Source organism: Rhodococcus sp. 05-2256-B1, from assembly GCF_002258465.1.
Taxonomy (GTDB): Bacteria; Actinomycetota; Actinomycetes; order Mycobacteriales; family Mycobacteriaceae; genus Rhodococcoides; species Rhodococcoides fascians.
In genome coordinates this window covers 154,697-167,230 of the sequence record NZ_NOZA01000027.1, presented here as the reverse complement: position 1 = coordinate 167,230, position 12,534 = coordinate 154,697, and the positions used below count along the sequence as shown (strand labels likewise).

Annotated in this window: 12 protein-coding genes; 3 read left to right on the top strand and 9 right to left on the bottom strand. The window is 66.1% G+C overall.

The window, feature by feature from the left end:
- Positions 1-50 precede the first annotated feature (50 nt).
- From lipA to sucB, 4 genes are all read right to left on the bottom strand, one after another.
- Positions 51-1,064: a lipoyl synthase gene (lipA, locus tag CH285_RS16250; protein WP_027497403.1), complete on the bottom strand. Its 1,014-nt coding sequence runs from the start codon at positions 1,062-1,064 to the stop codon at positions 51-53.
- A 10-nt stretch (positions 1,065-1,074) separates the two neighbouring features.
- On the bottom strand, positions 1,075-1,866 hold the full coding sequence (lipB, locus tag CH285_RS16245) for a lipoyl(octanoyl) transferase LipB (protein ID WP_037219388.1): 792 nt from the start codon (positions 1,864-1,866) through the stop codon (positions 1,075-1,077).
- 21 nt (positions 1,867-1,887) lie between these two features.
- Positions 1,888-2,778: a TIGR01777 family oxidoreductase gene (locus tag CH285_RS16240; protein WP_027497401.1), complete on the bottom strand. Its 891-nt coding sequence runs from the start codon at positions 2,776-2,778 to the stop codon at positions 1,888-1,890.
- Positions 2,779-2,927: 149 nt separating this feature from the next.
- Entirely contained in the window at positions 2,928-4,721 is a 1,794-nt protein-coding gene (gene sucB, locus CH285_RS16235) for a 2-oxoglutarate dehydrogenase, E2 component, dihydrolipoamide succinyltransferase (RefSeq protein ID WP_027497400.1), read from the bottom strand.
- Positions 4,722-5,099: 378 nt separating this feature from the next.
- On the opposite strand from sucB, the gene CH285_RS16230 reads away from it, so the two are divergent.
- Positions 5,100-5,441 (top strand): hypothetical protein, encoded by a 342-nt coding sequence (locus tag CH285_RS16230; RefSeq protein WP_027497399.1) that lies wholly within the window; start codon positions 5,100-5,102, stop codon positions 5,439-5,441.
- A 49-nt stretch (positions 5,442-5,490) separates the two neighbouring features.
- Here CH285_RS16230 and CH285_RS16225 read toward each other — a convergent pair whose 3' ends face one another.
- On the bottom strand, positions 5,491-7,014 hold the full coding sequence (locus tag CH285_RS16225) for a leucyl aminopeptidase (RefSeq protein WP_027497398.1): 1,524 nt from the start codon (positions 7,012-7,014) through the stop codon (positions 5,491-5,493).
- Positions 7,015-7,143: 129 nt separating this feature from the next.
- Between CH285_RS16225 and gcvT the strand changes: the two genes are divergently transcribed.
- Both gcvT and CH285_RS16215 read left to right on the top strand, forming a co-directional pair.
- Positions 7,144-8,244, top strand: a complete 1,101-nt coding sequence (gcvT, locus tag CH285_RS16220; RefSeq protein WP_027497397.1) for a glycine cleavage system aminomethyltransferase GcvT — start codon at positions 7,144-7,146, stop codon at positions 8,242-8,244.
- 41 nt (positions 8,245-8,285) lie between these two features.
- Entirely contained in the window at positions 8,286-9,389 is a 1,104-nt protein-coding gene (locus CH285_RS16215) for a branched-chain amino acid aminotransferase (RefSeq protein WP_027497396.1), read from the top strand.
- On the opposite strand, the gene CH285_RS16210 is transcribed toward CH285_RS16215, so the two are convergent.
- The 4 genes from CH285_RS16210 to CH285_RS16195 are packed head-to-tail and all read right to left on the bottom strand — an operon-like array spanning position 9,390 to position 12,467.
- Positions 9,390-10,151, bottom strand: coding sequence for an adenosylcobinamide-GDP ribazoletransferase (locus tag CH285_RS16210; RefSeq protein WP_027497395.1), 762 nt, complete (start codon positions 10,149-10,151; stop codon positions 9,390-9,392).
- 2 nt (positions 10,152-10,153) lie between these two features.
- Positions 10,154-11,188, bottom strand: a complete 1,035-nt coding sequence (gene cobT / locus CH285_RS16205) for a nicotinate-nucleotide--dimethylbenzimidazole phosphoribosyltransferase (RefSeq protein ID WP_230074370.1) — start codon at positions 11,186-11,188, stop codon at positions 10,154-10,156.
- A 44-nt stretch (positions 11,189-11,232) separates the two neighbouring features.
- Positions 11,233-11,802, bottom strand: coding sequence for a bifunctional adenosylcobinamide kinase/adenosylcobinamide-phosphate guanylyltransferase (gene cobU / locus CH285_RS16200; RefSeq protein ID WP_032368122.1), 570 nt, complete (start codon positions 11,800-11,802; stop codon positions 11,233-11,235).
- A gap of 5 nt (positions 11,803-11,807) precedes the next feature.
- Entirely contained in the window at positions 11,808-12,467 is a 660-nt protein-coding gene (locus CH285_RS16195) for a DUF3043 domain-containing protein (RefSeq protein ID WP_027497392.1), read from the bottom strand.
- Positions 12,468-12,534 lie beyond the last annotated feature (67 nt).

Below are 12,534 nucleotides of genomic sequence, written 5' to 3'. Positions count from 1 at the left end.
TACGGCCTGTGCCGACGCTCACGTGCATCGCGCCGCGTCGAGTGGATCGATCAGCGAGGAGCCAGCCGAGCCATCAACGAACTGGCCTCCTGAGAAGCTTCACCGCCGTCGGTGAGGTGGCTCATGCTCTCGGGCAGTTCGCGACCGTGGTGCGCCATGGCCTGCGCATAGAGGCGTCCGGCGCGGTACGAGGAGCGGACCAACGGGCCGGCCAGCACTCCGGCGAACCCGACCTCGGTGGCGTAGTCGGAGTGCTCGACGAACTCCTCCGGCTTGACCCACCGCTCGACGGGGTGGTGCCGCGGTGACGGTCGTAGGTACTGGGTGATCGTCAGAATGTCGCAGCCCGCCTCGTGCAGGTCGCGAATCGCTTCCTGGACTTCCTCGGGAGTCTCGCCCATGCCGAGAATGAGATTCGACTTGGTGACCAGACCGTCGTCACGCGCTGCGGTGATGACGTCCATCGACCGCTGATACCGGAAAGCCGGACGGATGCGCTTGAAGATGCGCGGCACGGTCTCGACGTTGTGGGCCAACACCTCCGGGCGGGAGGAGAACACCTCGGCCAGCTGGTCGGGCTTGGCGTTGAAGTCGGGGATCAGCAGCTCGACGCCGGTGTTGGGGTTGAGCCGCTTGATGTACCGGACGGTCTCTGCGTACAGCCACGCACCACCGTCTTCGAGGTCGTCGCGGGCAACTCCGGTGATCGTGGAGTAGCGCAGGCCCATGGCCTGCACACTCTCCGCCACGCGGCGAGGCTCGTCGCGATCGAGATCCTCGGGCTTGCCGGTATCGATCTGGCAGAAATCGCATCGACGGGTGCATTGTTCGCCGCCGATGAGGAAGGTCGCCTCGCGATCTTCCCAGCATTCGTAGATATTCGGGCAGCCGGCTTCCTCGCACACCGTGTGCAGACCCTCACGCTTCACAAGACCTTTGAGCTCGGTGTATTCCGGGCCCATCTTGGCTTTGGTCTTGATCCAGCTGGGTTTGCGTTCGATGGGGGTCTCCGCGTTTCGGATCTCGAGGCGGAGCAGCTTGCGTCCTTCTGGGGCCACAGTCACGCCAGCAATGCTACGCGCCGAACCGAACCGTCGTGAATTGCGGGTTCACCGTCGCGGTGGTGATCTCCGGGTGCTCGAGCTCGTGCTCTCTGACCGGCATCGATCCGTCCAACGCGGCCAGAACTGCCGTCGTGACCGACTCGAGTACCTCGGCGACCGGGACGTCTCGCCCCAGCTCGAGCGACAACGACGTCACACCGGCGTCGGCGATTCCGCACGGCACGATCGCATCGAAACCCGTCATCGCCGAATTGCAGTTGAGGGAGAAGCCGTGCAGGGTGACGCCGCGCTGAACTCGCACGCCGATGGCCGCGATCTTGCGCTCGGGTAGAAGCACGCCGTCGCGAACCTCGGACGCGAGCCACACCCCGGACCTGCCGTCCACCCGCCCGCATGCGATGCCGTTATCGGACACCACGGAGATCAGCGCCTCTTCGACTCGGCGCACGTACTTGACGACATCGATGGGCTGCGCCAGCGCGACGATGGGGTAGCCGACCAGCTGACCCGGCCCGTGCCAAGTGATCTTGCCGCCGCGGTCCACCTCGACCACAGGGGTACCGTCACGCGGCATGTCCTCTTCCGAGGTGCGCCGCCCGGCGGTGTACACGGAAGGGTGCTCGAGCAACAGCAACGTATCCGGGCCCCGATTGTCGGCGCGGGCGTCGGCCAGTTCCCGCTGGAGAGCCCACGCCTGGGTGTACTCGACGGTGCCCAGTTCTCGCACCACGACCGGTTCGCGGCTCGCCCGGGCCGAGTCGGTGCCGGTGGCCTGATTCGACGGGGCGTTCACGTCACTCATGAACCGAAACGCTACGCCGGGTCATGAGCCGACAGCCACCCGCAGTGCTTCGCCCACGGTGTTGTGCTCGAAGGTGTAGCCGGCGTCCTCGAGTGCCTTCGGAATGGCTCGCGGCCCGGTGAGGATCGCCTCCTCGGCAAACTCTCCGATGACCGCCTTCAGGGCGAACCCGGGCACCACCCATGGTGCCGGACGATGCACCGCTCGGGACATCGCACTGTTGAACTGGGCGTTGGTCACCGGCGTCGGCCCGACCATGTTGACCGGTCCGCGCAACGCATCGTTCTCGATACCGTGGACGATGGCACCGATTTCGTCTTCCAACGAGATCCATGGAAAGTATTGACGGCCACTGCCCAATCGACCACCGAGCGCGAACAGGTACAGCGGGCGAAGCTTGCCCAGCATTCCGCCGCGCTGTGACAACACCACACCGCTGCGCAACAGGATCGTACGAACTCCGGCCTCCGACGCCGCAGCCGTGGCGTTCTCCCAGTCTCGGCACACCTCGGCAAGAAATCCGTCTCCTACCGGAGCAGTCTCGTCGACCACGCGGTCGCCGGTGTCACCGTAGAAATTGACGCCGCTGGCATTGATCAGGGTGGGGACACCCGCGTCGGCCGCCGCCGACGCGATCACCTCGGTCGGCGCTATGCGACTGTCGCGTACCAGTTGTTTGTACGCACCGGACCATCTCTTGTCGCCGATGCCGACACCACACAGATTGACGACCGCATCGGCACCGGCCAGCACAGCGGGGTCGATACTGCCGTGCGACGGGTCCCACTGCGACTCGTCCGGTCCCGCCGGTGAGCGTCGGACCAGTCTGGTGACGTCGTGGCTGCGGCCGCGCAGAGCTGCAACGAGAGCTGTGCCGATCAAGCCTGATGAACCTGCAATGACTACGCGCATGTGAACGAAAGCCTCCTTGACGCACTCCGGGGCACCATTCGCGAACGAATGATGCCCCGGATGCTCTGTCCGTGCCCCTGGTGAACCAGACCCCGATGCGAATGTTTCGCGCTCCTACGAGAATACGTGGCGCGACACTCGCCGGTTGTCTACAGACCCAGATCGGCCTCGAACGATGCCACTTCGAGACGCTGCTTGATGGTCGTCAGGAAGCGTCCTGCGTCGGCTCCGTCCACCAACCGGTGGTCGTAGGTGAGCGGCAGGTAGCACATCGAGCGAACACCGATCGACTCGTTGCCCGAGTCGTCCTTGACGACGACGGGACGCTTGACGATCGCACCCGTACCCAGCATGGCCGCCTGCGGCGGAACCAGGATCGGGGTGTCGAACAGCGCGCCCTGGCTGCCGATGTTGGTGATCGTGAACGTGCCACCGGACAGCTCGTCGGGCTTGAGCCCACCCGAACGGGCGCGAGTGGCGATGTCGTTGATCGCGCGTGCCAGTCCGGCCAGCGACAGGTCGCCGGCATTGTGGATGACGGGGGAGAGCAGGCCCTGCTCGGTGTCCACCGCGATGCCCAGGTGGACATCGGCGTGGTACGTGATCTCCTTCGCGTCCTCGTTGATGCTGGCGTTGACGTTCGGGTGAGCCTTGAGTGCTTCCACGACCGCCTTCGCGAAGAACGGCAGGTACGTCAGGTTGACGCCCTCGTTCTCGGCGAACTTCGCCTTCGCCTTGGTACGCAGGCCGGCGATCTTCGTCACGTCGACCTCGAAGGTCTGCGTCAGCTGAGCAGAAGTCTGCAGCGACTCACGCGTCTTCTTCGCGGTGATCTGACGAATTCGGTTGATCTTCTGCGTGGTGCCGCGCAGGTGTGCGAGCTCGGGACGAACTCCCGCGGTCGCCGGTGCTGCGGGCTTCGACGCTGCGGTGGGTGCCGCGGCCTCAGCCGGAGCAGCGGGAGCCTTCTTGGCCTCGGCTGCAGCGAGAACGTCCTGCTTGCGGATGCGTCCACCCACGCCGGTGCCCTTGACGGACGACAGATCGACGTCGTTGTCCGACGCCAACTTGCGGACCAAGGGAGTCACGTACGGGCTCGAATCGCCCGACGGTGCCGATTCCTTCGCGGGAGCGGCCTTGGGGGCTTCCTGCTTCGGCTCAGGCTTCGGCTCGGCCTTGGGAGCTTCCTTCTTGGGGGCTTCCTGCTTCGGCTCGGGCTTCGGCTCTTCCTTGGGCTCTTCGGCCTTCGGAGCCTCGGGCTCCGGACTTGCCTCGGGCTCGGGGGCCTTCTCGGCGGGTGAGCCGGAACCGATGACTGCAAGCTGGCCGCCGACGGCCACGGTGTCGTCTTCCTCGGCGGAGATCTCGAGCAGGGTGCCTGCGACCGGAGACGGGATCTCGGTGTCGACCTTGTCGGTGGACACCTCGAGCAGCGGCTCGTCCACTGCAACCTCGTCGCCGACGGCCTTGAGCCAGCGCGTCACGGTGCCCTCGGTGACGGACTCACCCAACTCGGGCATCGTCACCGGGGTGCCGGATCCGGACGAGTCGGAGGAGCTGGAAGAGGCACTCGCTGCGGGAGCTTCCTGCTCGGCCTGCGGCTCGGGCTCGGCTGCGGGAGTGGGCTCCTCGGCAGGCTCTTCCGGTGCCGATTCCTCGGCGGGAGCGGCATCCTCGGCGGGTGCGTCGGACGAGGAGGACTCGTCCGCGTCACCGATCTGAGCGAGCTCGCCACCGATCTCGACGGTGTCGTCTTCCTGAGCGACGATCTTGGTGAGAACACCGGCAGCAGGCGACGGGATCTCGGTATCGACCTTGTCCGTGGAGACTTCGAGCAATGGCTCGTCGACTTCGACGGTGTCGCCTTCTTGTTTGAGCCACCTCGTGACAGTTCCCTCGGTGACACTCTCACCGAGAGCTGGCATCTGGACGGAGAAGGCCATGTCTGTTGACTCCTCGACAGTTGTATGCGGGTGATGTAGTTCTTACGACTTGTGGTCGCAGACCATTGTGCTGGCGGAACAGGGTTCATGGACGAGAGTTGGGTGATTCGGTTCGACGGAGGCACCGGTGCGATCGACACTCACCGAGCACGTTCGGCTCGATCCAGCGCCCACGTCGACACTCCCTCTCGGCAACTCACTTACTCACTTCACGAGCCTTGGTTCACAATCAAGAGAGCTGAACCCTCTAATGTCATCCTTCCATTGATGTCGCCTCGCCGTTCCCCTAGGGCGTGCAACACGCCTGTCGAACTGGTGGGTAACAAAGATCCGGCACCGAAACTCGGACTTCGCCGGCCGTACGAAAGAGGAGTTCGCGTGGGATTGTTCGATCGATTCAAGTCGAGCGGTGGGGGCGCGAAACGGGCACCCGAAGGCTCGGTTGCCCAGTACCTGGCCGATTGGACCTCGACACGAATCGGCGTCGAGGCCTACGTGGAACCCAAAACGACGGTCACGCCGCTCACGGTGGTTCTGGTCGCGAACGACGGTGAGTGGACGCGTCGACCGCTCGATGAAAAATATGTACGAAAGATCGGATCGGACCTGAAGATTCCGGTGTACGACGTCCGCAAGACGGGCTATCCGCAGCGGATGCGTGATCACGACGCTCGGCAGAAGCTGATTCGGCAGCGCGAACAACAGCAGCGCGACAGCTGACGCCGTCCGTGCGCGAGGGCATGGGGCCTCGCGCACGGACGGGAGACGATCAGCCGTTGTCGGCGATGTCCTCGAGAACCGCGAACATGGTTCGGACCGGAACCCCGGTGCCGCCCTTGCCGGTGTAGCCGAACGGACCACCGGTGTTGTATGCCGGGCCCGCGACATCGATGTGAGCCCATTCCACGCCCTCGGCGACGAATTCCTTCAGGAACAGAGCGGCCGCGAGCATGCCACCTGCTCGACCGTTGGTGACGTTCGCGAGATCTGCGATCTTGGAGTCGAGTTCGCGGCGAATCTCCTTCGGCAACGGCATGGCCCATCCGTTCTCGCCGATCGCCTGCGAGATTGCTGCGACGCGGTCGCGGAAGTCGTCGGTACCCATCACGCCGGGAGTCCTGTTGCCGAGTGCGACGACCTGAGCGCCCGTCAGCGTCGCGGTGTCGATCAGGTAGTCCGGATCGTCCTCGCAGGCCCGCACGATCGCGTCGGCGAGTACCAAGCGGCCCTCGGCGTCGGTATTGATCACCTCGACGGTGATGCCGCCGTACTGGGTGAGCACATCGCCGGGGCGCTGAGCGGTGCCCGACGGCATGTTCTCCGCCATCGGGACGGTGGCGATGACGTCGAGCGGCAGACCGACCTTGGCGGCGAGCACCACCGTGGCGATGACCGCTGCCGCACCGCCCATGTCCGAGGTCATGTTCTCCATGCCGGCAGCAGGCTTGATGGAGATGCCGCCGGTGTCGAACGTGATTCCCTTACCGACGAGGGCAACCTTCTTCGCGCCGCGCTTGCCTCCCGAGTGCGTCAGGCGCACGAGCCGAGGCAGTCGGGACGATCCCTTGCCCACTCCGTGAATGCCGCCGTAGCCACCCTTCTCGAGGGCTTTGTCGTCGAGAATCTCGACCTCGAGGCCGGCCGCCTTGCCCAGCGCCTTGGCCTGAGCCGCGAACTCCTCCGGGTAGAGATGGCTGGGCGGAGTGTTGACGAAATCCCTTGCGACAGCCACTGATTCGGCTATCGCGATCGACCTCTCCAATTCGCGCTTGGCATCCTTGGAGCGAGTGTCGGGCACCAACAACTCGATGCGAGTCACCGGAAGCGCAGACGGCTTCGGTGCCGAGAGAGCCGACTTGAACTCGGCGAACTGGTACGCGCCGAGGAAGAAGCCCTCGGCAGCCGCACCCAGATCGAGCGCCGAGAGCGTCGTGGCCGCCGTCTCGACACCGGACAGCGCGCGAGCCGCGGTGCCGGCCGAGTGACGAATGCGTTCACTGTCGATGTCGGCGGCGTTGCCGAGGCCCACGGCCAACACACTCGCCACGGCCAGACCGGCCGGAGCCGGAATACGCACTACTTCGTCGGCCTTGCCGGTGGCACCGACGGCTTCGAACGCGTCGAGCAATTCGGTGGCGATCGCATCGTCGGAAATGTCGTCGGTGATGGAGAGTTCGAGGCCGTCGTCACTCGTGCTCAATGCGACGACGAGTACGTCGACTTTCTTACCGAGCTTGCCCGCGAGAACCAGGTCGGGTCCGAGAGTGCGGGTGAGCGTCGAGGGGGAAGGCACGTGGCTGCTCCTGTAGGGGTTGACGTGTATGTCCCTCGATCCTAATGACGGTCGGCGGCGTCGACGATCGAGGGACGTACCGGGGCGACCGACCTGAGACGCTCCGCAAGGTGAGCTAGCGTGGCCGCCATGACCGACACCGAGTTGATCGAAGGACCACTCCACGCCGTGCACACCGAACTCGGCGCGACGTTCGCACCGTTCGGTGGATGGACCATGCCGGTCTCGTACGCCGGCGTCGTCGTCGAGCACACGGCAGTGCGTGAAACGGTGGGTCTGTTCGACGTCGGCCACCTCGGCAAGGCGTCGGTGACCGGCCCCGGGGCCGCCGCATTCGTGAACTCCGTCCTCACCAACGACCTGGCCAGGATCGAACCGGGCAAAGCGCAATACACGCTGTGCTGCACCGAGTCCGGTGGCGTCGTCGACGACCTGATCGCCTACTTCGTCTCCGACGAGGACGTGTTTCTGGTACCCAATGCTGCGAACACGGCAGCTGTGGTCGACGCGATGGCTGCCGCTGCCCCCGCCGGGGTCTCGGTGGTGAACCGGCACCGCGAGTTCGGAGTGCTGGCCGTGCAGGGGCCCAAGGCGTCCGAGGTTCTGCAGGAACTGGGTCTACCGACCGATATGGACTACATGGCATTCGAGGACGCCACCTGGAACTCGCTGCCTGTCCGGGTCTGCCGCACGGGTTACACCGGCGAACAGGGCTACGAGCTGATCCCGTCTGCCGACGACGTGAAACCGTTGTTCCTGGCGCTGCTGGCTGCGGTGCGGTCTCGGGACGGTCAGGTGTGCGGGCTCGGAGCGCGCGACACGCTGCGCACCGAAATGGGGTACCCGCTGCACGGACACGAACTGGCGCAGGACATCTCGCCCCTCGAAGCACGATGCGGCTGGGCGATCGGGTGGAACAAGGACTCGTTCTGGGGCAAGGACGCATTGACCGCCCAGAAGGCAGACGGTCCGGCACGGATTCTGCGCGGGCTCAGAGCTCTCGATCGCGGCGTTCTACGCCCCGGTCTCACCGTGCGCGCGTCGGGACGCGATCTCGGAACGACGACCTCCGGCACTTTCTCGCCCACTCTCAAGGTCGGTATCGCCCTTGCACTCCTCGACGCGCAGGCCGCTCCCGCGGTGGGTTCGGAGGTCGAGGTCGACGTTCGAGGCCGCGCCCTGCGCTGCGAAGTGGTCGCACCGCCGTTCGTCGTCGCCAAGACCAGGTGACCGCGTGAGACCGCCACGAACCCCACGATAGGATTCCCGGCATGACAGGTGTTTCCGAATTCACGTATGTGCAGCATCCTTCGCCCGCAACCTCCGCGGCGCGTGACGCGGTACTTGCTGCGCCCGGATTCGGAAAGCACTTCACCGACCACATGGTCAGCATCGACTACACCCGCGACGGCGGCTGGCACGATGCGAGGATCACCCCGTACGGTCCGATCGAGCTCGACCCCGCGGCGATGGTCCTGCATTACGGCCAAGCGATCTTCGAGGGCCTGAAGGTCTACCGCCAGCCCAACGGCGATCTGTCCACGTTCCGGGTGCAGTCCAACGCCGAACGATTCCGTACCTCGGCCAAGCGGCTCGCCATGCCCGAGATGCCGGACGAGTTGTTCATCGGCTCTATCGAGAAGCTGCTCGAGCTCGATCACGAGTGGGTCCCGGCGGCGGGCGGCGAGGACGCGCTCTATCTACGGCCCTACATGTTCTCCACCGAAGCCGGTCTGGGCGTGCGCCCCGCCGACGCGTATCGCTACATGCTGATCGCCTCACCCGCAGGCGCGTACTTCCCACGTGGCGTCAAACCGGTGAGCGTGTGGTTGTCCACCGAATACGTCCGCGCAGCACCGGGCGGCACCGGTGCCGCGAAGTTCGCAGGCAACTACGCCGCCTCCCTCCTCGCGCAGGCGCAGGCCAGCGACGAGGGCTGCGATCAGGTGGTCTGGCTCGACGCCACCGAGCGCCGCTACGTCGAAGAGATGGGCGGCATGAACCTGTTCTTCGTCTTCGGCTCGGGTTCCGACGCCCGGTTGGTGACGCCCTCGCTGTCCGGATCGCTGCTTCCCGGAATCACGCGCGACTCGCTGTTGGCCTTGGCGACGGACTCCGGCATCCCCGTCGAAGAACGACGGATCTCCACCGACGAGTGGCGCAAGGGTGCCGAAGCGGGCGAGATCACCGAGGTGTTCGCTTGCGGCACAGCAGCTGTCATCACCCCGGTGGGCAGCGTCAAATCCACCGACGGTTCTTTCGAGATCGCAGGCGGAGAACCCGGTGAGATCACGCTCGCACTGCGAGACACCCTCACCGGCATCCAGCGCGGCACCTTCGCCGATACCCACGGCTGGATGACCAAGCTCCGCTGATCAGCTGCCGATCAACAGGCCCACCGCGGCCGACGCCGTAGTGGTCTCGATTGCGGCACCGAGAACATCGCCCGAGAGGCCACCGAAGCGTCGGACGCAGTGTCGAACGGCAAACACCGACAGTGTCAGGACCGCGACGACGACCAGCGGCCCTTGCCAGGGTCGATCGGGTTGCGCGAAGACCGACGCAGCTGCTGCCGCAATCACCCACAGCGTCAGGACGGCGTTGGACTGCGTTCCGGCCACGAGGGCGCCGAAGCCGCCCGACGTCGATGCGTCGATTCCCTTGCGGCAGGCCAGGACTGCCGCCACCCGGGCAGTCACCGCGACCACGACGACAGCCCACCACAGTCGCTCCTGCGCGAGTTGACCCAGACTCGCGGCCTGAATCGCCGACGTCAAAGCGATGGCCGCCACCCCGAACGGTCCGGCACTACCGGACTTCATGACCTCCCGCGCACGTTCGGGCGGGCCGTAACAGCCGAGCCCGTCGGCGGTGTCGGCCAACCCGTCGATATGCATCCCGCGCGTCAGCAGCGCGGCGGCGGCAACGGCGATGAGGCCGCACAGGATTGCCGACAGCCCGGCAACCGTCGTCGCCCACAGCAGTGCCGAACACACGCACCCGAGGACGAGACCGACCAGGGGAGCGTGCGCTATCGCGCGACCGGCGCGGATCCTGTCGACCTGCGACGGGCCACGCACGGGCAGCACCGTCAACCACGAGAACGCGAGCACCAGACCCTCGGCCCGCAGCCTCACGGTCAGCGGACTTCGGGGTCGCCGGTGCTGACGCCGGCGTCGGCGAACGTTGCCATCGAATTCAACGTGTCGACTCCCGCACGAACGAGCGGCAAGGCCGTCAACGCGCCGGAGCCTTCACCGAGTCGCATCGACAGCTCCACCAACGGCTCGAGTCGCAAGTGCCGCAAGGCAAGTGAATGGGCGGGCTCGGCCGAACGATGCCCGGCGACCCACCAGGCGCTGGCACCGGCCGCACCGTCCTCCGCCACCAGTGCTGCTGCTGTGACGACGAGACCGTCCAGGATCACCGGGGTACGCCGATGCGCCGCCTGCGCGAGGAAGCCGGCGAGGGCAGCGATGTCGGCACCACCGGCCACCCGCAGCAGGTCGGTGGGATTCTTGGCGACCGGCCGAGCCCGCCGCATCGCGTCCCGGATCGCAGCGGTCTTCCTGATCCACCCGGCGTCGTCGATTCCGGTGCCGCGGCCGACGGCAGCGACCGGTTCGGCATCGGTGAGGGTGGCGATCAATACGGTTGCGGGCGTGGTGTTTCCGATGCCCATGTCGCCTGCGACGAGAAGGTCCGCACCAGCGTCGACCTCCTCGTCCGCGATGGCAGCGCCGGCGGCGACGGCGGCGCGCACCTCGTCCTCGCTCAGTGCGTCCTCGCGGTCGATGGAACCACTCGAGCGCCGAATCTTGAAGGCCGACACCGACGGATCGGTGTCGGCGTCGACAGCGATGTCGACCACCCGAACAGTGGCCCCGGCGATGGTCGCGAGGACGTTGACCGCAGCACCGCCCGCGCGAATGTTCTCGACCATCTGCGCCGTGACCTCGGGCGGGTAGGCGGACACTCCATGAGCGGCGACGCCGTGGTCGCCGGCGAAGACGACGACACGGACGCGCTCGAAGGACGTCGGCGGACTGACGTCTTGGCAGGCGGCGATCCACTCGCCGAGCGTCTCGAGACGGCCGAGGCTACCGGCCGGCTTGGTCAACCGACCTTGCCGCTCGGCAGCTTCGTACCGCGCGGAATCGGACGGCGAAGGCACCGGTCGAAACGGTGAGGCTGCCGGGATCTCGTCCACAGGAGTTGTCACACTGGGCCTTTCGCGGTCAGGGAATCCGCCGGTGGTTCTTTGAGGGTCAGCGCGAGGCCCGCGACGACCAGCAGAACCCTGTCACACACGTGCGCGAGACGCGCATTGAGGACACCGAGCTCGTCACGGAACAGTCGACCCGAACGCGACTCGGGAACGACGGACATGCCGACCTCGGGGCTGACGATCACGAGAGTCGACCTGCAGTCCGAGACCGCCGCGATCAAGTCGTCCACGGCCGGAGCAATCGTCCCGCGAGGCAGGTCCCAGGCCGCTGCGTCGTCGAGCATTCCCGTCAGCCAGGTGCCCAGATCGTCGACCATCGTGGTGCCGCCCCAGGGCTGAGCCACCACCGCCGCCAGCCCGGTGACGGTTTCGACCGTGGTCCACTCGGGCGGACGCGACGCACGATGGAGTTCGATGCGCTGCTCCCAGTCTTCGTCGGACGCATCGCGCTGTCCGGTCGCGACGTAACGGACCGGGCGGGTCGTGACCAACGATTCTGCGTGCGCGGACTTACCGGATCTGGCTCCGCCGAGGACGAGCGTTCGAGACGGCACGGCCACCGACGTCAGACGGCCTCGCCGGCGCTCACTCGCGGCTTGGGGGCACGCATCTTCCGAATCTGCGACGCCCGTACGAAGGCGTACCAGCCGATTTTGAAGCCGCCGTCGGGAGTGTCGGGGAACCGGACGCGAATGCGGTTGTTGATCATCTTGCCGAGGTAGATGCCCTCGCCGACCATGAACAGCATCATCACGAACATGCCGAGAGTGACGTACTGCTGTACCTGCGGCTGCAGGAACAGCGCAAAGATGAGAATGAGAGCGAGCGGCATGAACAAGCCGACCAGATTGCGCCGCGCATCGACGATGTCGCGAACGTAGGCACGCACCGGGCCCTTGTCGCGAGGCAGCAGATACTTGTCGTCGCCCGCGAGCATGCGCGCCCGACGCTCCGCAGCTGCTGCACGCCGTTCGTTCGAGGCAGCCTTACGGTCTTCCTTGCTGCCCTTGTTCGCCTTGCGGCGCTCTCGTGCCTCTTTGCTCGTCAGGGGAGCCGGAGCGACCGGCCCGCGGCGGCGGGCCTCGGCGTCACGGCGCTTGGGGGTCGGTCGGCCTTTGCCGAGAGACACCGGCGAGGTCGCCTCGCCGGCGGACACAGTCGACTCGGGCTCGTTCGAGTCCTGTCCGTCCGAATTGTCAGAGTTTCCACGGCGTAGCAGCTTCACGCAACCAGAGTATGGGATGAGCGGAGGCACTCGAACACCGGCCAGGTCAGCGGCGCAGCACCGGATG

Coding starts and splice junctions, on each gene's coding strand:
- sucB (WP_027497400.1), bottom strand. CDS start 4,721: ATGGCCTTCTCCGTCCAGATGCCAGCTCTCGGTGAGAGTGTCACCGAG.
- CH285_RS16240 (WP_027497401.1), bottom strand. CDS start 2,778: ATGCGCGTAGTCATTGCAGGTTCATCAGGCTTGATCGGCACAGCTCTC.
- lipB (WP_037219388.1), bottom strand. CDS start 1,866: ATGAGTGACGTGAACGCCCCGTCGAATCAGGCCACCGGCACCGACTCG.
- gcvT (WP_027497397.1), top strand. CDS start 7,144: ATGACCGACACCGAGTTGATCGAAGGACCACTCCACGCCGTGCACACC.
- CH285_RS16215 (WP_027497396.1), top strand. CDS start 8,286: ATGACAGGTGTTTCCGAATTCACGTATGTGCAGCATCCTTCGCCCGCA.